The sequence below is a fragment of the Streptomyces sp. NPDC020780 genome, from assembly GCF_044334475.1.
In the GTDB taxonomy this organism is placed as follows: Bacteria; Actinomycetota; Actinomycetes; order Streptomycetales; family Streptomycetaceae; genus Streptomyces.
The window spans coordinates 231,426-252,511 of the sequence record NZ_JBIRTB010000001.1 but is presented as its reverse complement, the minus strand read 5'-3'; the positions used below and the strand labels follow the sequence as shown (position 1 = coordinate 252,511).

11 protein-coding genes are annotated in these 21,086 nt (G+C 73.9%); 2 read left to right on the top strand and 9 right to left on the bottom strand.

Translation table 11 applies throughout. The features are described from left to right. Positions 1-19: 19 nt before the first annotated feature. The 4 genes from ACH4VO_RS01125 to ACH4VO_RS01110 form a co-directional block, all read right to left on the bottom strand. Complete coding sequence (locus ACH4VO_RS01125; RefSeq protein ID WP_360997957.1) at positions 20-1,414, bottom strand: dipeptidase; 1,395 nt, start codon at positions 1,412-1,414, stop codon at positions 20-22. A gap of 10 nt (positions 1,415-1,424) precedes the next feature. Then, a complete protein-coding gene (locus ACH4VO_RS01120) occupies positions 1,425-4,910 on the bottom strand; it encodes a UvrD-helicase domain-containing protein (protein ID WP_360997955.1) in 3,486 nt (1,161 codons plus the stop codon). A gap of 61 nt (positions 4,911-4,971) precedes the next feature. Next, the gene (locus tag ACH4VO_RS01115) at positions 4,972-8,529 is read right to left on the bottom strand and encodes an ATP-dependent DNA helicase (RefSeq protein ID WP_360997953.1); all 3,558 of its coding nucleotides are present in this window, start codon (positions 8,527-8,529) and stop codon (positions 4,972-4,974) included. Between the two features lie 221 nt (positions 8,530-8,750). Further along, positions 8,751-9,266, bottom strand: a complete 516-nt coding sequence (locus tag ACH4VO_RS01110; protein ID WP_360997952.1) for an MGMT family protein — start codon at positions 9,264-9,266, stop codon at positions 8,751-8,753. A 221-nt stretch (positions 9,267-9,487) separates the two neighbouring features. On the opposite strand from ACH4VO_RS01110, the gene ACH4VO_RS01105 reads away from it, so the two are divergent. Both ACH4VO_RS01105 and ACH4VO_RS01100 read left to right on the top strand, forming a co-directional pair. After that, on the top strand, positions 9,488-12,385 hold the full coding sequence (locus tag ACH4VO_RS01105) for a lysylphosphatidylglycerol synthase domain-containing protein (RefSeq protein WP_360997950.1): 2,898 nt from the start codon (positions 9,488-9,490) through the stop codon (positions 12,383-12,385). A 225-nt stretch (positions 12,386-12,610) separates the two neighbouring features. Next, positions 12,611-14,203 carry an alpha/beta hydrolase gene (locus ACH4VO_RS01100; protein WP_360997948.1) on the top strand — a complete coding sequence of 531 codons (1,593 nt, stop codon included), beginning with the start codon at positions 12,611-12,613 and terminating at the stop codon, positions 14,201-14,203. A 313-nt stretch (positions 14,204-14,516) separates the two neighbouring features. Here ACH4VO_RS01100 and moeZ read toward each other — a convergent pair whose 3' ends face one another. The 5 genes from moeZ to ACH4VO_RS01075 all read right to left on the bottom strand — a co-directional run bounded on the left by moeZ (position 14,517) and on the right by ACH4VO_RS01075 (position 20,874). Beyond that, entirely contained in the window at positions 14,517-15,695 is a 1,179-nt protein-coding gene (moeZ, locus tag ACH4VO_RS01095) for an adenylyltransferase/sulfurtransferase MoeZ (RefSeq protein ID WP_069170847.1), read from the bottom strand. Between the two features lie 84 nt (positions 15,696-15,779). Further along, complete coding sequence (locus ACH4VO_RS01090) at positions 15,780-16,610, bottom strand: spherulation-specific family 4 protein (protein ID WP_360997946.1); 831 nt, start codon at positions 16,608-16,610, stop codon at positions 15,780-15,782. Then, entirely contained in the window at positions 16,598-17,563 is a 966-nt protein-coding gene (locus ACH4VO_RS01085; RefSeq protein WP_360997945.1) for an NAD-dependent epimerase/dehydratase family protein, read from the bottom strand. The genes ACH4VO_RS01090 and ACH4VO_RS01085 overlap by 13 nt, the downstream gene beginning before the upstream one ends. A 52-nt stretch (positions 17,564-17,615) precedes the next feature. Further along, on the bottom strand, positions 17,616-19,103 hold the full coding sequence (locus tag ACH4VO_RS01080) for a hypothetical protein (RefSeq protein ID WP_360997943.1): 1,488 nt from the start codon (positions 19,101-19,103) through the stop codon (positions 17,616-17,618). Beyond that, positions 19,096-20,874 (bottom strand): glycosyltransferase, encoded by a 1,779-nt coding sequence (locus tag ACH4VO_RS01075; RefSeq protein WP_360997981.1) that lies wholly within the window; start codon positions 20,872-20,874, stop codon positions 19,096-19,098. The genes ACH4VO_RS01080 and ACH4VO_RS01075 overlap by 8 nt, the downstream gene beginning before the upstream one ends. Positions 20,875-21,086: the final 212 nt, after the last annotated feature.

Genomic DNA, 21,086 nt, shown 5'->3' with positions numbered 1-21,086 from the left:
GGATCGGTGTGCAGAGGATTCAGCGGTGGGCCGCGGCCAGCTCGCCCCACAGGTGGGCGCTGGTCTCCACGCCCTTGAGGAGGAGGTCGAGCTCGACCTTCTCGTCGGGTCCGTGCCAGCCGTCGGACGGTACGGAGATGCCCAGGAACAGCACGGGCGCGCCGAGCACGTCCTGCAGGTCGGCGGCGGGCCCCGAGCCTCCCTCGCGGGTGAAGAGGACCTTCTTCCCGAAAGCCCGTCCCATGGCGCGGGCCGCCGCCCGGAGCGCGGGATGGCCGAGCGGGGTCAGGCAGGGGCGTGTGGCGGGCGAGAAGGTGATCCTGTGGCGGATCCCGGCGGGGATCCGGTCCTCGGCCCAGGCGCGGACCAGCGTCTGCACACGCTCCGGGTCCTGGCCGGCGACGAGCCGGAAGCTCAGCTTGACCAGGGCGGAGGAGGGGATCACGGTCTTGCTCCCCGCGCCCTGGTAGCCGCCGCCGATGCCGTTGACCTCGGCGGTGGGGCGGGCCCAGACGCGCTCGAGGGTGGTGTGGCCGGCCTCGCCCGCAGTGGCGTGCGAGGCCGCGGTACGCAGCCAGGCGTCCTCGTCGAAGGGCAGTTCGGCGAAGAGGGCCCGCTCGGTCTCGGTGAGCTCGGCCACGCCGTCGTAGAAACCGGGGACGGCGACCCGGCCGTCGTCGTCGTGGAGCGCCGCGACGAGGCGGGCCAGCGCCGTGGCGGGGTTGGGTACCGCGCCGCCGAAGGAGCCGGAGTGGATGTCCTGGTCCGGGCCGTACAGCTGGATCTCGCACTCCGCGAGTCCGCGCATGCCGGTGCAGAGGGTCGGGGTGTTCTCGTCCCACATGCCGGTGTCGGAGACGACCACGACGTCGGCGGCGAGGCGGGAGGCCCGTTGTTCGGCCAGCGCCCGGAAGTTCGGGGAGCCGGACTCCTCCTCGCCCTCGACGAGGAGCTTGAGGTGCACGGCGGGGGTGGTGCGGCCGGTCGCGGCGAGGTGGGCGCGGACCCCCAGGGTGTGGAAGAACACCTGGCCCTTGTCGTCGGCCGCGCCGCGTCCGTACATCCGGCCCTCGCGGATCACCGGCTCGAAGGGGTCGCTGTGCCAGCCGTCCTCGCGGGCCGCGGGCTGCACGTCGTGATGGCCGTAGACGAGTACGACCGGTGCGTGCGGGTCGTCGGAGGGCCATTCGGCGAAGACCGCCGGCGCACCGGGCGTCTCCCAGATCTCGGTGACCGGGAAGCCGGTCTCCGAGAGCTTGGCGGACAGCCACTCGGCGCTGCGCCGTACGTCCCCGTCGTGCTCCGGCTGGGCGGATACGGACGGGATGCGCAGCCATGCGGCGAGGTCGTCGAGGAAGGCCGCGCGGTGCTGCTCGGTGTACGTACGGACGGCATTGTCCGGGGTGTCGCTCATGCTCCTGAGCCTATCGGCCCCGCGGAGGTGGCTCGTCCAGCAGGAGCCGCTCCAGCTCCGCCCTGCCGGGCAGGGCGGCCGGGCGGACCGTCTCCCCCGTCCGCACGTACAGGAAGGTCGCGGTGACCGACTCCAGGGGCAGTGCGTGCAGCTCCGCCCAGGCCAGCCGGTAGACGGCGAGCTGGAGCGGGTCGGCCGTGCGGTGCCGGGTGGTCTTCCAGTCGACGATCTCGTACGTGTCGCCCGTGCGGTAGACCGCGTCGATCCGGCCGCGGATCAGCCGGCCCGCGAGGACGATCTGGAACGGGGTCTCCACGCGGTACGGGGTGCGCCGGGCGTACTCCGTGCGCTCGAAGGCCTCCTTGAGCTCGGCGAGGTCGCGTTCGTCGGCGATCTCCGCGTCGTCCTCGCCTCCGGGGAGCTCGTCCGGGCCGAGCATGGGCAGCGGCAGTTCCTCGAAGCGGGACTCCACCCAGGCGTGGAAGCGGGTGCCCCGGCGGGCGGCGGGCTGCGGGGGCCTGGGCATGGGGCGGGCGAGCTCGCGGGCGAAGCCGTCGGGGTCGTCGGCCAGGTGCAGCAGCTGGGTGGCGGAGAGCGAGGCGGGTACGAGGACGTCGCGCACGGCCGCGCGGGCACGGCGCAGCTCCCCGGCGAGGGCGTCGAGATCCCGGTCCCAGGAGGCGAGCGTGCGGGCTTCCTCCGGGGTCAGGCACGCACCCGTGTCCCGGTCCGGCCCGCCGCCACGGTCCACGGGGGTGCGGGCGGCCGGGACGTGCGGGACGGCCTCCCCCGCGTGCGGGCCGGAGACGTCCGTCGGCGGCTCACCCTCCGGGAACGGGTCGTCGTAGGGCGCTTCCTCCTCGGAGGCGTAGGCGGGGTCGTCGTACGGGGCGTCCTCGTCCGCGTACGGCGGTTCGTCCTCCTCGTACGGAGGTTCGTCGCCGTGCGGGGAGGGCGGGGCGTACGCGTCCGGTACGGGGGTGGCGGACAGGGCCTCGAGGTGGGCCAGCACCGTGTCCCGGGCGGCCCGGCGGCGGGCCATGGCCGTGGCGTCCAGGGGGAGCGGCCAGGCCTGATCGGTGTTCCGCTCCGCGAGGGCGGGATTCTCCTCGTCCTCCGCCGGTTCGTCGGCCCAGACCTCGATCTCGCCGTACCCGGCCGCGCAGTGGTCGTGGAGGGCCTCCAGGAAGGCGGACGGTCCGCGGGCCTTCTTCTGGGACGGCCCCCACCGGTGCCCGGAACCCAGGAGGAGGCTGCGGGGACGGGTGAAGGTGACGTAGCCGAGGCGGAGCTCCTCGGTGTGCTGGTGCGCCTTCATCTCCTCCTTGAAGGCCTTCAGGCCCTTGGCGTCCCAGGAGCGGACGTCCGGGAGGGTGGCCGCGTCGCCGCGCAGGTCGTGCGGCAGGACCTTGGCCTGGGAGGTCCAGGCGTCCCGGGACCGGCCGCTGGGGAACGTGCCGGTGACCAGGCCGGGTACGGCGACCACGTCCCACTCCAGCCCTTTGGACTTGTGCGCGGTGAGGACCTTGACGGTGTTCTCGCCGCCGGGCAGGGCGTTGTCCAGCCCCTTCTCGTACTGCGCCGCGGTGCGCAGGAAGCCGAGGAAGGCCAGGAGGGAGGCCTCCCCGTCCACTGCCGCGAACCCGGCCGCGACGTCCAGGAAGTTGGCGAGGGTCTCGCGGCGGCGGGCGGCCAGGGCGTGCGGTGACGCGGAGAGTTCCACTTCGAGGCCGGTGGTGGAAAGGACACGGTGCAGCACGTCCATGAGGGGGTCGGCCAGCGCGCGGCGCAGGTCGCGGAGCTCGGTGGCCAGGCGGGCGAAGCGGACGCGCGCCTCGGCCGAGAAGGGCAGACCGTCGTCCTCGGTCCCGCCGGTCTCCAGGAAGGTGTCGAGGGCGTCGGCGAGCGAGATCACCTCCGCCGGGTCGACGCCTTCGACGGCCTCCGCCAGCCGGACGTCCGGGTCGATGTCCTCGCCGCCGGGCGACGCGCGGTGCACAAGGAGGCGGGCGCGACGGCCCAGCAGGGCGAGGTCGCGGGGGCCGATGCGCCAGCGCGGGCCGGTGAGCAGCCGGACCAGGGAGGCGTTGGCCCCGGGGTCCTGGAGGACTTCGCAGACCGCGACGAGGTCGGCGACCTCCGGAAGGTGGAGCAGCCCGGACAGGCCGACGACCTCGACGGGGACGTCCCGGGCGACGAGTGCCGCCTGGATGCGGGGGAAGTCCCCGGCGGTGCGGCACAGGACGGCGATCTCACCGGGCTCCGTACCGGTGCGCACCAGGTGGGCGAGGGAGTCGGCGAGCCAGTCGAGCTCCTCGGCGTGCGTACGCAGGAGGGCGCACCGGACCATGCCGTCGCGCTCGGCGCCCGGGGCGGGGCGCAGGGCCTCGACGCCTTCGTGCATGGCGCGCAGGGGTTCGGCGAGTCCGTTGGCGAGGTGGAGGAGGCGGCCTCCGCTGCGGCGGTTCTCGCTGAGGGAGTAGCGGGTGGCGGGGGTGCCGTCGGCGTGCGGGAAGTGGAGCGGGAAGTCGTCGAGGTTGGCGACGGAGGCTCCGCGCCAGCCGTAGATGGCCTGGCAGGGGTCGCCGACGGCGGTGACGGCGTGGCCGGTCGCGGCTCCGCCCTCCCCGCCGAAGAGGGCGGCGAGCAGGAGTCGCTGGGCGACGGAGGTGTCCTGGTACTCGTCGAGCAGGACGACCCGGAACTCGTCGCGCAGGAGGGCGCCGACCTCGGGCCGGGTCAGGGCCAGCTCGGCGGAGAGGGCGATCTGGTCGCCGAAGTCGAGGAGGTCGCGGCTGCGTTTGGCGTCCCGGTAGCGCCGGGTCAGTTCGAGGAGCTCGCGGCGGGCCTCGGCCGTCTCGGGGATCTGGCGCAGCTCGGCGTTGGTGAGCCGGGCCGTCGCCAGCGTGCCGAGGAGCTCGGTGTCGTACGCGGCGAGCCGCTCGGGGCGTACGAGGTGTTCGGAGAGCTCGGCGTCCAGGGCGAGCAGGTCGCTGACCAGGGTGGGGAAGGACCGGGTCAGGGCGGGGTAGGGGCCGGGTGCCTCGCGCAGCACCCGGGCGGCGAGCTGGTAGCGGGTGGCGTCGGCGAGGAGGCGGGTGGTCGGTTCGAGCCCGATCCGCAGGCCGTGGTCGGTGAGGAGCCGGCCGGCGAAGGCGTGGTACGTGGAGATGCTGGGCTCGCCCGGGGGGTCGTCCGGGTCGATGACGTCCGGGTCGGTGACCCCGGCGCGGACGAGGGCCTTGCGCACGCGTTCGGCGAGCTCTCCCGCCGCCTTGTTGGTGAAGGTCAGGCCCAGGACCTGTTCGGGAGCGACCTGGCCGGTGCCCACGAGCCACACCACACGGGCGGCCATCACGGTGGTCTTCCCCGAACCGGCTCCGGCCACGATCACCTGCGGGGCGGGCGGCGCGGTGATGCAGGCCGTCTGCTCCGGGGTGAAGGGGACCCCGAGGAGTTCCTTGAGCTGCTCGGGGTCGGTGATACGGGTGGACACCTGGAGAGGCTAACCGGAGGGACCGACAACGCCGCCCCCGCGGCCGTTCCCCCCCGGGCCGTCACTCGATGATCTGCCGGCCTTCGGGCTGCGCGCTGCACGAGGCCCGGAAGGCGCAGTGGGTGCAGTGCTGGCCGGTCGTGGGCGTGAAGCGCTCGTCCAGGACGCGGCCGGCGGCCGTCGCCAGGAGGTCGGAGACCCACTCCCCGGAGAGGGGCTCCTGGGCCTGAACCCTGGGGAGGGTGTCGCCGCCCTCCTTCTTCGGGGCGGGCTGGCGCAGTTGTACGAGTTCGGCCCCGCCGGCTTCGGGCCGGCGACCGTCGAACACGTCGTCGACGGCGCCCTCCCTGACCGCCAGCTGATACACGGCGAGCTGAGGGTGGGCGGCCACCTCGTCCTTCGTCGGGGCCGCCTTCCCGGTCTTGAAGTCGACGACGTAGGCCCGGCCCTCGGTGTCCTGTTCGACCCGGTCCATGGAACCCCGGATGCGCACCGCGTACGCGCCCGCTTCGAGCGTCACGTCGAAATCGTGCTCACTGGCGGCCGGTGTGCGGCCGGCGCGGTCCAGGACGTGCCAGTGCAGGAAGCGTTCCAGGGCGGCCCGTGCCTGGTCCTTCTCCTGGCGTGACTTCCAGGGAGCGTCGAAGACGAGGCCGTTCCACACGGAGTCCAGCCGCTCCATCAGGACGTCCAGATCGGCGGCGGTGCGTCCCGAGGCCACCTCGTCGGCCAGGACGTGCACCACGTTGCCGAAGCCCTGGGCAGCGGTCGACGGGGCGTCCGCCTTCACTTCGCGGCCCAGGAACCACTGGAGGGCACAGGTGTTGGCGAGCTGGTCGAGCGCGCTCCCGGAGAGCGCGACGGGGCGGTCGCGGTCCCGCAGCGGCACCTCGGAGCGGGTGGGCTCGTTCAGTCCCCACCAGCGGTGGGGGTGGGCGGCCGGGACGAGCGGCCGGTCCTCGTCGTCGGTGAGCGCGGCCATCCGCGCCAGCCGGTGTGCCGCGGCGTCGCGCAGGGCGTCGGAGGCCTCCGGGTCGACGGTCGTCGCCCGGAGCTCGGCGACGAGCGGGGCCACGGCGAGCGGGCGGCGGGGCCGGCCGGTGACGTCCCGGGGTGCGACGCCCAGCTCGGCGAGGAAGCGGGACGGCTGGTCGCCGTCGTCGGCGGGTGCCTTGACCGCGGTCACCACGAGCCGCTCCCGGGCACGGGTGGCGGCGACGTAGAAGAGGCGGCGCTCCTCGGCGAGGAGTGCCCCGGGGGTGAGCGGTTCCGCCAGCCCGTCACGGCCGATCCGGTCCGCCTCGAGGAGCGAGCCCCGGCGGCGCAGGTCGGGCCAGAGTCCTTCCTGCACGCCGGCGACGACGACCAGCCGCCACTCCAGGCCCTTGGACCGGTGCGCGGTCATCAGCCGTACGGCGTCGGGGCGCACGGCACGCCGGGAGAGGGTGTCAGCGGCGATGTCCTGGGCGTCGACCTCCTCCAGGAAGTTGAGGGCGCCCCGACCTCCGGTACGTTCCTCGGCCCGGGCCGCGGTCTCGAACAGGGCGCAGACGGCGTCGAGGTCCCGGTCGGCGTTCCGGCCGCTCACTCCTCCGCGCAGCGCGGCCCGCTCGAGCCGGCCGGGCCAGGGCGTGCCGTCCCACAGCGTCCACAGGGCCTCTTCGGCCGTCCCGCCGCCCTCGAGGAGTTCGCGGGCCGTGCGCAGGAGTGCGCCGAGCCGCTGTGCGCCCCGGGCGTACGCCGGGTCGTGGGTGACGAGCCGTTCGGGTTCGGCGAGCGCCCGGGCGAGCAGTTCCCCGGAGGGCGGGGGTACCCGGTTGCCCGCGGCCCGCTCCTCGTCGCGCAGTGCCCGGCCGAGACGCCGCAGATCGGCCGCGTCCATGGAGCCGAGCGGGGAGGTGAGCAGGGCCAGGGCCGTCTCGGTGTCGAGCAGTCCGTGCGCCGTACCGTCCTGCTCGGGCAGCGGCCCGGCGGCCGGCTGCGACAGCCTGGGAGCAGCGCCGCTGACGGCCGAGTCGTCCGCGGGCGCGCCGGACCGCTCCGGGACGGCGCCACGTCCCTGGAGCGGCCCCGTGAAGTCACTCCCGGCGTCGGGCCGAGGGGAGGCGTCACGTCCCGCGTCGGAGTGCTCAGGGGAGGCGTCACTCCCCGCCTCGTCCCTGCCGGCCGGCCGCCGCTCCACCGCCGCGCCGCCCAGGGCCGCCGTGGCGACCGCGCGCAGGGCGGTCAGCAGCGGGGCGACCGCGGGCTCGTGGCGCAGCGGCAGGTCGTCGCCGTCCACGTCCAGGGGTACGCCCGCGGAGGTCAGGGCCCGGCGCACCGCGGGGATGGAACGGCCACCGGCACGGGCGAGGACCGCCATGTCCTTCCACGGCACACCCTCCTCCAGGTGCGCGCGCCGCAGCAGGTCGGCGATGTTCTCCAGTTCGGTGGAGGCCGTCGGGTAGGTGTACGCCTCCACCCTGCCGCCCTCCCGCACCGCCGACAGTTCACGGTGCGCGCGCACCTTGTCCGACGGTAGGCGGGTGAGCGGCATCCGGCGGGTCAGCAGTCGCGTGGCCCCGAGCAGGTCGGCCCCGGAGCGGCGGGAGGTGGTGAGGACCCCGACGGGAGCGGGGCCGCCGTCGGCCCGGCGGAAGGTGTCGGGGAAGTCCAGGATGCCGTTCACGTCGGCGCCCCGGAAGGCGTAGATCGACTGGTCCGGGTCACCGAAGGCGATCAGCGTCCGGCCGCCGCCGGCGCCCGGGGAGCCGCTTCCCCGGTTGCCGGCCAGTGCGTGCAGCAGACGGACCTGGGCCGGGTCCGTGTCCTGGTATTCGTCGACGAGTACCGCGTCGTAACTGCCGGCGAGTTCGGCCGCCACCTCCGGCCGTTCGGCGAGCAGGACCGCCCGGTGGACCAGTTCGGCGTAGTCCAGGACGCCCTGCGCGTCCAGGACGTCCAGGTACTCGGCGAGGAACTGGGCGGCGGCGCTCCAGTCCGGGCGGCCGGTGCGCCGGGCGAAAGCGGCGAGGGCGTCGGGACCGAGGCCCAGTTCGCGGCTGCGGGCCAGCACCGCGCGTACCTCGTCGGCGAAGCCCCGGGTGGTCAGGCAGGCCCGCAGTTCGTCGGGCCAGCGCACGTGGGCGAGCCCGGCCTGTTCCAGACCGAGCTGACCGGCGAGCAGGTCGCGGACGGTGACGTCCTGCTCCGGCCCGGAGAGCAGGCGCAGCGGATCGGCGAACAGGTCGGCGTCCTGGTGGGCGCGGACCAGGGCGTAGCAGTACGAGTGGAAGGTGGTGGCCTGCGGGCCCCGGATGCCGCCCAGCCGGGACGCCATGCGGTCGCGCAGTTCCACGGCGGCCTTGCGGCTGAAGGTGAGTACCAGGATCCGGGCGGGGTCCGTCCCCGCCGCAACGCGCCGCGCGACCGCTTCGACGAGTGTCGTCGTCTTGCCCGTACCCGGTCCCGCAAGGACGAGCAGCGGCCCGTCCCGGTGGTCAACCACCGCACGCTGGGCAGCGTCCAGAAGAGGCGGGGCCACAGAACCCGGGGGCGTCCGCACCAGCCGGTACGCCCCCGGCGCCCGCCGTCGTGTCCGAGGGTGCGGGCTGTGCCGGGTGGTGGAGGAGGAACTCACGTGGGTCGCCGGTCCTGGTGGGTGTACGCGGTCTGTGCGGTGCCTGGGGTGCTGCTGGCTACGAGGGAACGGAGCTGCGCGTGAACGACGCTACGCCGGTGTCGCCGCGGATCGTGACCGGCCGGCTGCGTCCCTCGTCACGTGTGCGTCGTCCCCGCAACCCGCGGGCGCCCTCGTACCGGCCCGGCGCCTGTCGTGGCGGGGCACGATGGCCGAAGCTGTCACCTGTGAGTTTCCTCGCTCCCGTCCGGGCCGTCGCCCTCGCGCCCGTTCCCGTCCGGACCGCTCCCGCCAGGACCGTCGCCCTCCGGACCGCTCCGGCCCCGGCCGCAGCTCCCGTCCGGATCACCGCCCCCGCCGACGACGCCGTCCCACCTCGCGTGCTTCATATCGAGGCGCGGAAGGTGCCCCTCTGCACCCCGCGGGGCCGTGCGCAGCGGCGTGCCCTCCTCGCGGTAGTGGCCCAGGGCCCGCTGCTCGTGTCCCGGCAGGAGCGCCCCGTCGGCCCGCACCACACGCCACCACGGCACCGCGGAGCCGTACAGCGCCATGACCCTGCCCACCTGCCTGGGCCCGCCGTCCCCGAGCCATTCGGCGACGTCGCCGTAGGTCATGACCCGACCGGGCGGGATCAGGTCGGCGACGTCCAGGACCCGTTCCGCGTACGCGGGCAGCTCGGCGGCGGGCACGGAGGGCGCGGCGCCGGGGAAGCCTCCGCCTGTCCGGTTCTTGCTCATCCGGTTCATCTTGCCGTACGCCACCGACAGGGGCGCCGGTTCGGTGTAACCCTTGTCACACAGGGGGCGGGCAGGGGCGAAAAAGCGTATGTTGCGCTTCGCGCGCCCGTGCAATGCCCCCTGATGCCCCCGTCTGTCTGCAGGCCGTGCCACCATCGTCCGGGCGGTGACCGGTGATACGAGAACACGAAGACACATCAGAGGCGATGAAGGAGCAGGGCGTGCAGCCACCGAAGTCGGCGGACGCCCCTGATGCCGATCCGCGCCCTGATGTCCCGGAGGGCTCTGACGTCCCGGAGGGCTCTGACGTCCCGGAGGGCTCTGACGTCCCGGAGGGCTCTGACGTCCCGGAGGGCTCTGACGCAGGTCACCCCACAGAAGCCGCCGACACATCCGCAGGAGCCGGCACCTCGGCACCTGCCGGCACGTCGGGCTCCCGGAAGACTCCGGAGGCCGCCTCCGGCTCCCGGAAGGCCCCGGAGGCCCTCTCCGGCTCGACCCTCGCGTCCGCCGACGCCGCCCTGACGGACCGCGTCTCCGGCGACGAACCGCTGCTGCCCGCCCGGGTGCACCGCCCCTCCGACCTCCTGCGGCTCCTCATCGGCGTCCTCGCCATCGCCCTGCTCTTCGCCGTCGCCGCCTTCGCCCAGGGCACCACCACCGGGCTGGAGAACGACATCTCCAAGGGCACCGACCAGGCACCGGACCTGCTGATCAAACTCGCGGGCCTGATGTCGAGCATCGCCGTCCTCCTCGTGCCCGTGGCCTTCGCCATCGAACGCCTGATCAAACGCGACGGACTGCGCATCGCGGACGGTGTGCTCGCCGCCGTGCTCGCCCACGGAGTCACCCTCGCCACCGACCTCTGGGTCGCGGGATCGGCCCCCGCCACCATCAGGGAGGCGCTGACCCAGCCGCAGCCCGGTCATGCGCTCACCGATCCGGTCCACGGGTACCTCGCGCCCGTCATCGCCTACATGACGGCGGTCGGGATGGCCCGCAGACCGCGCTGGCGGGTCGTCCTGTGGGTGGTCCTGCTCCTGGACGCCTTCGCGATGCTGGTCGGGGGGTACACCACGCCGTTCTCCATCGTGCTCACGGTGCTGATCGGCTGGACCGTGGCGTACGGCACCCTGTACGCCGTCGGTTCCCCGAACGTCCGTCCGACCGGCCAGCATCTGATGGCCGGCCTGCGCCACGTCGGGTTCCGTCCGGTCGCCGCGATGCGGACCGAGGCCGAGGAGACCCCCGACAACATCGACCAGAGCGACCGGGGCCGCCGCTACCTCGTGACCCTCGAGGACGGGGCACCCCTGGACGTCACGGTCGTCGACCGCGAGCAGCAGGCCCAGGGCTTCTTCTACCGGGTGTGGCGCAGGCTCACCCTGCGCAGCATCACCCAGCGCCGCTCCATCCAGTCGCTGCGCCAGGCGCTGGAGCAGGAGGCGCTCCTCGCGTACGCGGCGATCGCGGCCGGGGCCAACGCCCCCAAGCTGATCGCCACCTCCGAACTCGGCCCCGACGCGGTGATGCTCGTCTACGAGCACATCGGCGGACGCTCGCTGGACGCGATGGCGGACGAGGAGGTCACCGACGAACTGGTGCGCGGCGCGTGGCGGCAGGTGAAGGCGCTCCAGTCGCGTCGGATCGCCCACCGCAGGCTGACCGGGGACGCCATCCTGGTGGACGGTTCCGGCACCGTCTTCGTCACCGACCTGCGCGGGGGCGAGATCGCGGCAGGCGACCTGGTCCTGCGCATGGACGTCGCCCAGCTGCTCACCACGACCGGGCTGCGGGTGGGCGCCGAACGGGCCGTCGCCGGAGCGCTCGCCGTGCTGGGGCCCGACGCCGTCGCCGACTGCCTGCCGCTGCTGCAGCCGATCGCGCTCAGCCGCTCCACCCGGGCGACGCTGCGCCGTCTCGCCCGGGAGCGCTCGCAGCGTGAGCGTGACGCGGTCCTGGAGGCCTCCCAGGTGGCCAAGCAGTCCCGGGCCCAGGAGCACGAGGAGCCGGCCGGGGACCGCAAGGCGGCCCGCAGATCGCTGCGCACCGAGAAGCAGGCCGAGAAACGGGCGATAGACGACGCCCTGGAAGAGGCGCGCGAGGAGGACATGCTCGCCCAGATCCGGCGGCAGGTGCTGCTGATCCGGCCACAGGCTCCGGTGGAACCGGTCCGGCTGGAGCGCATCAAGCCCCGGACACTGTTCAGCTTCATCGCCGGCTCGATCGCCGCGTACTTCCTGATCTCGCAGGTCACCGAGGCCGACTTCGGCACGGTCGTGGAGCAGGCGGAGTGGGGCTGGGTCGCGGCGGCCCTGGGCTTCTCCGCCCTGAGCTACGTCGCTGCGGCCATGAGCCTGCTCGGCTTCGTGCCCGAGCGGGTGCCGTTCGGCAAGACCGTGCTGGCCCAGGTGGCCGGTTCCTTCGTGAAGATCGTGGCACCGGCGGCCGTCGGCGGGGTGGCCCTCAACACGCGCTTCCTCCAGCGCGCCGGAGTGCGCCCGGGCCTCGCTGTCGCGAGTGTCGGTGCCTCCCAGCTGTTCGGACTGGGCGCCCACATCCTGCTGCTCGCCCTGTTCGGCTATCTGACGGGTACGGAGAAGACACCGGACTCGCTCACCCCTTCGAGAACGGTGATCGCGGGGCTGCTGACCGTCGCCGTACTGGTGCTGGTGGTGACGGCGATCCCGTTCATGCGCAAGTTCGTCGTGACGCGGGTCCGGTCGCTGTTCGCGGGAGTCGTCCCGCGCATGCTCGACGTCGTGCAGCGCCCGCAGAAGCTCGTCACCGGGATCGGCGGCATGCTGCTGCTGACCGGCCTGTTCGTCCTCTGCCTGGACGCGTCGATCCGCGCGTTCAGCGGACCCGACGTCCCGCAGCTCAGTTACGCCAGCATCGCGGTGGTCTTCCTCGCGGGCAACGCCCTCGGTTCGGCGGCCCCGACCCCGGGCGGCATGGGAGCGGTCGAGGGCGCCCTGACCCTGGGCCTGATCGCAGTCGGCCTGCCGAAGGAGGTCGCGGCGCCGGCGGTCCTGCTGTACCGCGTGATGACGTTGTGGCTGCCGGTACTGCCGGGCTGGATCTGCTTCAACCAGCTGACCCGCAAGGGCGAGCTCTAGGTGTTCTCCACGGAGGTCGGTCGCGGTGACCGTGATCACCGTCCGGGGAGCTCGAGCGGGTGAGGGCCTTACGGGTTCGGTGTGGATGACGGCGCCCCGGCCCGGAAGGCCCTCGTGCCCCACCGTCACGCACTTCTGAACCCGGACCGGAGCGGGGTGGGCAGGGCCACCCGCATGGACCGGCGCCCCGGGCGGCCGGCCCCCGCCCGCCGCACGATGGGGGCTATGAGGACTTCCCCCGCCGTGCGCTCCGCCGCCCTCGTCGCCACCACCGTCGTGCTGCTGCCCCTGGCCGCCTGCTCGGACGGCGGCGGAGGTGCGGACCGGTCGGTGCCCTCGGCGGCGTCGACCGCCTCCCCCACGGCGACGGCGCGGAAGCTGGTCTCACAGAAACTGGACTGGCAGCCCTGCCCGGCGCCGAACCAGGCCCAGGGCAGCGGCACCACGCCCTCCCCGCTCCCGGGCGGGGCGTCGTGGGAGTGTTCCTTCATGAACGTACCGCTCGACTACGGGGATCCGGGCGGCGAGACCATCGAGCTGGCGCTCATCCGCGCCGCCGCAAGGAACAAGGACCGGCGAATCGGCTCCCTGGTCTTCAACTTCGGGGGTCCCGGCGCCTCCGGGGTCGCCACGCTGCCGTCCTTCGGGACCGCGTACGACGCCCTGCGCACCCGCTACGACCTGGTGAGCTTCGATCCGCGCGGGGTCGGCCGCAGCGAAGGTGTCGAATGTTCGAGCGACCAGGCGCTGGACGCCCGCTACGAGAAGGACGGCACGCCGGACGACCCCCAGGAGGTGAAGGCGTTCGTCGAGGACCAGCGGTCCTACATCGCGGACTGCGAGAAGACCTCCGGGGGCGAGCTGCCCTACGTCGGCACCACGAACGCCGCCCGGGACATGGATCTGCTGCGTCAGGTGCTCGGCGACAGCAAGCTGCACTACTTCGGCATCTCGTACGGCACCGAGCTGGGCGGCGTCTACGCCCACCTCTACCCGAGGAACGTCGGCCGGGCCGTCCTGGACGCCGTGGTCGACCCGACGCAGGACGCGAAGCAGTCCTCGGTCGGCCAGGCACGGGGCTTCCAGCTCGCCCTGGACAACTTCACCGCCGACTGCGCCGAACGCGACGCCTGCAAGCTGCCCGGTTCCACCGCCGCGGAGGTCCAGGACGGGATCGCCGCGCTCCTCGCCGGCCTGGAGAAGTCACCCGTTCCGGGGCTCGGCGAACGGAAGCTGACGCAGACCCAGGCCACCACGGGCATCGCGTCCGCCCTGTACTCCAAGGAGACCTGGCCTCTGCTCGAACAAGGGCTCGACGAGGCGGACGGTGGCAACGGCGGTCTGCTGCTCGCGCTCGCCGACTCCCTGAACGGCCGTGACCAGAACGGCCACTACGACAACTCCAACGCGGCCAATGCGGCGATCAACTGCGCCGACTCGAAGCAGCGGTTCACCCCGGAGCAGACCGAGGCCGCCCTCCCCGAGTTCCGCAAGGCCTCCCCCGTCTTCGGTGACTACCTGGGGTGGGGACTGATGTCCTGCACCGGGTGGCCCGTGGCGGGCGCCTGGGTGACCCCGGACGTCAGCGCCCCGGGGTCCGCGCCCATCCTGGTCATCGGGAACACCGGGGACCCTGCGACGCCGTATGCCGGCGCGAAGGCGATGGCCACCGAGCTCGGCAAGGGGGTCGGGGTCGAGCTCACGTACAAGGGCCAGGGGCACGGCGCGTACAACGGCGGCAGCGCCTGCGTGCAGAAGGCCGTGGACGGCTACCTGCTGGACGGCAAGGTCCCGCCGGACGGGACCGTCTGTTCCTGACCCGGGCCGGCCGCTGGTACGCCCCACGCGGGCGGGGCACGGCTCGTAGGGCGGAAGGGGCCGCGTGACCTCGCTTCACCGGCGCCCGACCCCCCGGGACGGGTGGCGGACGGCGGACGGCGCACGTGCTCCTGACCCGGCGCACACGAACGGGCCGGCTCCGCGGGGAACGGAACCGGCCCCTGTCCGCCTACGGCCTCACGGGCCGCGAACCGCCTCGGTGACGCCGCTCGTGCTCACTCCAGGACGTGTATCGAAAGCCCCGCCTGCCCTTCGGGCAGACGGGCAGACGGGGCTACTTTCGACAGACGCCCTAGTAGACCGGCTTCTCGGGCTCGATCTGGTGGACCCATCCGATCACGCCGCCGCCGACGTGCACCGCGTCGGCGAAGCCCGCGGACTTGAGGACCGCGAGGACCTCCGCGCTGCGGACACCGGTCTTGCAGTGCAGGACGATGCGCCTGTCCTGCGGGAGGTCCTGCAGGGCGTTGCCCAGGAGGAACTGGTCCTTCGGGATCAGCTGGGCACCCGGGATCGAAACGATCTCGTACTCGTTGGGCTCGCGGACGTCGATGATCTGGATCTTCTCGTCCCCGTCGATCCACTCCTTGAGCTGCTTCGGAGTGATCGTGGAGCCGGCCGCCGCCTCCTGGGCCTCCTCGGACACGACGCCGCAGAAGGCCTCGTAGTCGATGAGCTCGGTGACGGTGGGGTTCTCTCCGCAGACGGCGCAGTTCGGGTCCTTGCGGACCTTGACCTGGCGGTACTGCATCTCCAGCGCGTCGTAGATCATCAGTCGGCCGACCAGCGGGTCACCGATGCCGGCGAGCAGCTTGATGGCCTCGTTGACCTGGATGGAGCCGATGGACGCGCACAGCACGCCGAGGACACCGCCCTCGGCGCAGGACGGGACCATGCCGGGGGGCGGCGGCTCCGGGTAGAGGCAGCGGTAGCAGGGTCCGTGCTCGGACCAGAAGACGGACGCCTGGCCGTCGAAGCGGTAGATCGAGCCCCATACGTAGGGCTTGTTCAGCAGGACCGCCGCGTCGTTGACGAGGTAACGGGTGGCGAAGTTGTCCGTACCGTCCACGATCAGGTCGTACTGGGCGAAGATGTCCATCACGTTGTCGGCTTCGAGCCGCTCCTCGTGAAGGACCACGTTCACCAGGGGGTTGATCCCCTGCACGGTCTCCTTGGCCGACTGGGCCTTGGACCTGCCGATATCGGCCTGGCTGTGGATGACCTGGCGCTGCAGGTTCGACTCGTCGACCTCGTCGAACTCCACGATGCCGAGCGTTCCGACGCCGGCCGCGGCCATGTACATCAGGGCCGGCGAGCCGAGGCCGCCGGCACCGACGCAGAGCACCTTCGCGTTCTTCAGCCGCTTCTGTCCGTCCATCCCGACATCCGGGATGATCAGGTGGCGGGAGTACCTGCGGACCTCGTCGACGGTGAGCTCAGCAGCTGGCTCGACCAAGGGGGGCAGCGACACAGGAACCTCAACAATGCAGGTGGTCGGTTTCTACGTACTTCATCTACGTACGGTTGTTCTCCCGTAACACTGCCACGCCGCTCCTCATTCCGAGATACCCGGTCCGATCCGCGAGACGAATTCGTCCCAGTAGCTGGGCAGTGTCGCGAATGGGTCGGCCTGTCCCCCCTCGTCACCCCGGTCGGTGAAGAAGATCGTGCCCGCACCCTGCCACCGGGCGATGCGCATGGCCTCCTCGAGGTGGGTGCGCGGGACGCCGTGGACGAAGTGGGCGAAGCGGCCCGGCTCGTAGGCTGCGGTCCATTCGGCCACCTGCGACCAGCGGTAGTCGGTCCACGGCCCCCGGAAGGTGACGAGCTGGTCGGCGGCCTCGGCGTAGCCCGGATACGGATGGGTGCCGTGCCCCAGCACCAGTAGCCCGCCCTCCTCGTCCGTGCCGTCGCTGTCCCCGAGGAGGGCTGCGAGGGTGCTGGTGAGCCGGCGGACGGCCGGCAGGAGATCGCGATCGGCCGGGCAGCGGTCGAGGTAGAAGCCGCCGACGCGGTACCAGTCGAGGAAGGACCGGGCGTCGGCGACCAGCTCCCCGTAGGGGCGGCTGCCGAAGGCGAGGTCGAGGTGCCCCAGCAGCCTGCCCCCCGCCGCCGCCCGGAGGGTGTCGTCCGGAGCCTCGCCGTGCAGGGCGCGGTCGCGGGCGTTGCGCAGCCGGCCGGCGGCGTCGAGGCAGTGCGGGTCGGGGCGGGCGCCCGGCCCGTTGTCGATGTTGAGTACCGCCCAGCGCAGCGGGGTGCCGGGGCGGTTCAGCCCGGCCCATTCGGCCGGCGCGAGCAGCGGATGGGCGTAGCCCGGGACACCGACGCCGAGCCGTTCGGCGCCGCCGGTCCGGGCGAGAAACCCGGTGCCGGTCAGATGCGGCACGCCGCCTCCATCCAGATGTCGGCGAGGGACTCCTCCAGGTTGATCCGGGGGCGCCAGCCGAGCCGGTCACGGGCGGTGCGGACGTCGGCCTGCTGCCAGGCACCGCAGCCGTCGGGGTAGGGCGACGGGGTTGCCGCGAGGTGTTCGACGACGGACTCCGTGGAAGTACGGGGGGCGCCGATCGGGAGCCGGGCGGGCGGGGTGTCCAGTTCGTGGAGGGCGCCCATGTACCCCGCGACCCGCGCGAGGACCGCGGCGGCGTCGCGCAGCCGTACGGCCCTGCCCGTGCCGATGTTCACGACACCCTGGGCGGCGGAGAGCGAGGCGGCGTGCACGGCGCGCGCCACGTCCCGTACGTCGACGAAGTCGCGCTGGACACCGAGGCCGCTCAGCCTGAGCTCGGCGTCTCCGGACTGCATGGCGCGGCGCATGGTCTCGGCGAGCCGGCCGATCGGGGAGCCGGCCGGGGTGCCGGGCCCGACCGGTGAGAAGACCCGGAGCACCACGGCGTCCAGACCGGAGCCGAGGACGAGTTCGGTGGCGGCGAGTTTGCTGACCCCGTACGGGCCCCCGGGGCGGGGCACAGCGTCCTCCGCGGTGGACGACCCGGGCTGCGAGGGGCCGTACTCGGAGGCGCAGCCGACCTGCACGAGCCGGGCGCTGCACCCACTGCGCCGCATGGCCTCGCAGACCGTCGCGACGGCCACGGTGTTGTGGCGGGTCAGGTCCCGGGCGCCGCCGCGGGTGGCGCCCGCGCAGTTGACGACGACTCCGGGATGGACGGCGTCCAGGAAGCGGGTGAGCGCTCCGGGACTGCCGCTGGCGAGGTCGAAGCGTACGTCGGCGTCGTCGCCGCGGCCGAGTGCCGTGAGGTGCACGGCGGGGTCGGCGAGCAGGCGGTCGGCGACGAAGCGGCCGAGGAATCCGTTGGCTCCGAGCAGCAGAACCCTCATCGCGCACCCCCTCGGTGCCGACGGCGGGCTGCCGGTGCGGGAAATTGGGGGTTCATGTCCGGTTTCTCCTTGTGGAAGGTGTGTGCGGTGCGAGGGGAAGGCCCGCGGCGTCGGCTCCGCGGGACGGTGCGTCCACGGCCTGGACCGTGGCGTGGGTGGATGCCCGGGAGAGGGTGACCGATGCGTGGATCAGTAACCCCAGGGCGGCGATTCCACAGGCCAGGGCGGGTACGCCGGCTGCTCCGGCCTCCCGGACGACGGTGTCCACAGGCCGGGCGAGGAGGTCGAGGCCGGGCAGGCGCCCGGCCAGAACGAGGAAGGGGGCCGCCGCTTCGACGGCGCAGGCGGCCGCGAGCCCGGTCGCGGCGGCTTCCGGGAAACCGTGGACGGCGAGCAGACGGGCCAGCAGGAGGAGGACGCCAAGGGCGGCCGGGGCGAGGAGGGCGCCGTCGCCTCCGTAGCCGAGACCGGCGAGGTACAGCAGCGCGGTCGTCGCGCACAGGAAGAGTGCGACGACTCCGAGGAGCAGGGGGCGCACCCCGCCGCCGAAGTCCGCCAGTGCGTGGCTTCCCGTCAGCCGGTGGCGCGCGCCTGCGGAGAACAGATGGGCACACCAGGTGGCCGGGGCCACGGCCAGGGCGAGTCCGAGCAGCGGGGCGGGGGCGGCGTTCCAGTGACCGTCGGGGCCGCCGCTGATGACCTGGTGGAGCAGGTCCTCGCCGTACACCGCGTATCCGAGGAGCCAGCAGACGTACAGCGTGACTCCGCCGGCCCCGTCCGGGGCGCGTAGCGGGCCGGTGCGCAGGCAGAGCCGGAGCCCGAGGTGGACGAGCAGCGCCCCCGCGGCGGTCACCGCGAGGCGCGATCCCCCTCCGAGCACCCCTTCGGTGCCCCGCAGCGCCCCGGCGGTCGCGAGGCACGCGGCGCCGGGCAGCAGGGCGAGCAGCGTCCAGCCCGACCACGCCCCGGTGGCCCTCCGGCCCGGGTCCGGGGACGGGGGCGGCCCGGGGCGCTCCGCCCGGGGGGCGCGGGCGTAGAGCTCTTCGGCCAGCGAGAAGACGTCGCGGTGCCGGTAGCGGGCGGCGGCACGGTCGGTGAGCCCGTGCGCCTCCAGCCCCGCAGCGATCTCCAGAGGATCCACGGCCCGCGCGCACAGGTCGCGGTGCCGGTGCATGAGCACCTTCACGGGGTCGGCGGATCCGTGTCGCACGAGGGGCCGGGGCGCCGGGTGGTACGCGATCTCGGGGGCCCGCACGGCCGCCCGGAGCACCCCGGCGCTCCCGCCGGGGCTCTGGGCGGGGCTCTGCGCGGGGCTCTGGACGCTGTCCAGGGCCCGCCCGGGGACACCAACCGGTCCGGGGCCGTCGCCGTCGGCGGGATCCCCGGGGCCCGCGGAGTCGACCGCCCCGGAGGGGGGCGTCTCCCGGGGGCCGGAGTCCCGGGGCTCCGGTTCCCCCGCGGCCCCGCCCAGGCCGGTGGCGTCGGCCGGTCCCCCCGACGGGGCTCCTCCGCACGCCTGGCCTGCCGCATCGTCACGCATCGCCGTCTCCCGTCCGGCCCGCGCCCGCGCGGACGTCCTCGGATCCGAGCGCCCAGCGGGGCCTCCGGGGCGCCCCGGAGGCGACCGGCTCCTGAGGCCGCTGGTCCAGCACGTGGGCCTCGGGGGGCGCCGCGAAGGGGCGGGGCGGCCCGGCGTGGTCCTCGAACCCCGCTCCGGCCGTCCACCGGGCCGGGGCGTGCGCCACCAGGTCCAGGTAGATGCCGCGAAAGGCCGTGAGGTTCTGTTCGACGGTGAAGAGTTCGAGTGCGCGGGCGCGCGCCGCGGCGCCCAGGCGTGCACGGCGCGCGGGGTCGCGGAGCAGCGCGACGCAGGCGTCCGCGAGCGCCCGGGGGGTGCGCGGGGGTACGACCAGTCCGGTGCCGCCCACGACCTCCACCACCGCGCCCACGTCCGTCGAGACGGTGGCACGGCCGCAGAACATCGCCTCGACCAGGTTGAGGGGGAAGCCCTCCACAATGCTGGACAGGACGACGACCCCGCCGGCCGCGTACGCCTCGGCGAGGCCGGGCACCTCGGGTCCGCCGATCTCCTCGAAGGTGACCGGCCGGTCGCCGACCGCGTGCGCGTCCGTGGCCTCGTCGGGGAAGAGCCGGGCGGCGAGTGCCGTGCAGTGGGCGCGGTACGCCTCGTCCTCGTCCCCCTGGGCCGGGGCGCCGAAGAAGCGCAGCCGGGCGTCGGGTTCGGCCCGGCGCACCTCGGCGAAGGCGTGCAACAGGGCGATCAGGTCCTTCGCCGGCTCGATCCGCCCGATCCACACCAGGGTGCCCGGGCCGGCACGGTCCTCACCCTCCCCCACGGCACGGAAGCGTTCCGCCTCCATGCCCGGGTAGACCGTGCGCAGCTTCTCGCGGCCGGCCCCGCAGCGCTCCTGCCACCGCCGGACGTGGGTGCTGCCGGGCGTGATCACCGCGGCCTGCCGGTACATCTCGGAGGCGAGGAGACCGTGGAACCCGGCCAGGAGGGCGCGCACCGGCGTGCGCCACGGCGTCCCGGGCGCGGCGAGGTAGTGCGTCCGCAGTGGCAGGCTGTGTTCCGTGACGAGCAGGGGGACTCCGAAGAAGCGTTTGGCCAGCAGCCCCGGCAGGGCGGCGGCGCCGGAGGCCGCGTGGCAGAGGTCGACCGCCGCGAGCCCGTCCTCGTCGTACCAGTCGAGGGAGAGCGGGCGCAGCGCCCGCTCCAGCGCGGAGGCGAAGGCGAGGTGGTCGGGGACGGTGGCGCCGTGGACGGTCCGCCCGGCGCCCGGGGCGCGGCAGGCCGACTCCACGATGCGGACCGTCGCCTCGGAGCGCAGGGCGGTGGGCAGCCCGCCGCCCTCACGGGCCAGTTCGGCGAGGCCGTAGAGGCCCTCCGCGAAGAGATCCGCCGCCGCGGTGTCCGCGCCGCCCGGCTCCGGGGCGGCCCGCGCGCCCGCGCGGACGGCACCGACGAGCGCCGTCACGTGAGCCGTGAAGCGGTGCCTGTCCCGCCGCCCGTACGAGCGCCCGAGGCCGGTGGCGAGCCGGCCCGGCAGGCCACGCGGGCGGTCTCCGCGACGGGCGCACCCGTCGTCCGTCCACAGCGGCGCCGTCCGCACCCGGCCGATCCGGTCCGGGAGTCCGATCCGGCCCTGCTGTTCCTGGCGGGCCGAGCGGCTGAGGGAGAAGAGGTCGAACTCGTGCTGGGGAAGACCGCGCACCAGACGGTCGCACCAGAGTCCGGACTCACCGATCGCATACGGATGACCACCGTCCGTGAGGAGTCCGATCCGCACGAGCACACCCCCGATCTTCCGTGTGGGCGGCCGCCGTTGGTCGGCGACTCGCAGCGGGACGACCGTAAGCGGATGCGACGGTGGTGGGGGGGGGGGGGGGGGGGGGGGCCCCCCCCACCCCCCCCCCCCCCCAACCAACCCCCCCCCCCCCCCCCCCCGCCGGGGCAAAGGCGGGGGGGGGCCGCCCCCGCCCGCCGCCGGCCCCGCCCCCC

What these genes read in the sequence shown, in the direction of transcription:
- ACH4VO_RS01080 (WP_360997943.1), bottom strand. Translation starts at nt 19,103, where the DNA reads ATGCGTGACGATGCGGCAGGCCAGGCGTGCGGAGGAGCCCCGTCGGGG.
- ACH4VO_RS01085 (WP_360997945.1), bottom strand. Translation starts at nt 17,563, where the DNA reads ATGAGGGTTCTGCTGCTCGGAGCCAACGGATTCCTCGGCCGCTTCGTC.
- ACH4VO_RS01100 (WP_360997948.1), top strand. Translation starts at nt 12,611, where the DNA reads ATGAGGACTTCCCCCGCCGTGCGCTCCGCCGCCCTCGTCGCCACCACC.
- ACH4VO_RS01125 (WP_360997957.1), bottom strand. Translation starts at nt 1,414, where the DNA reads ATGAGCGACACCCCGGACAATGCCGTCCGTACGTACACCGAGCAGCAC.
- ACH4VO_RS01110 (WP_360997952.1), bottom strand. Translation starts at nt 9,266, where the DNA reads ATGAGCAAGAACCGGACAGGCGGAGGCTTCCCCGGCGCCGCGCCCTCC.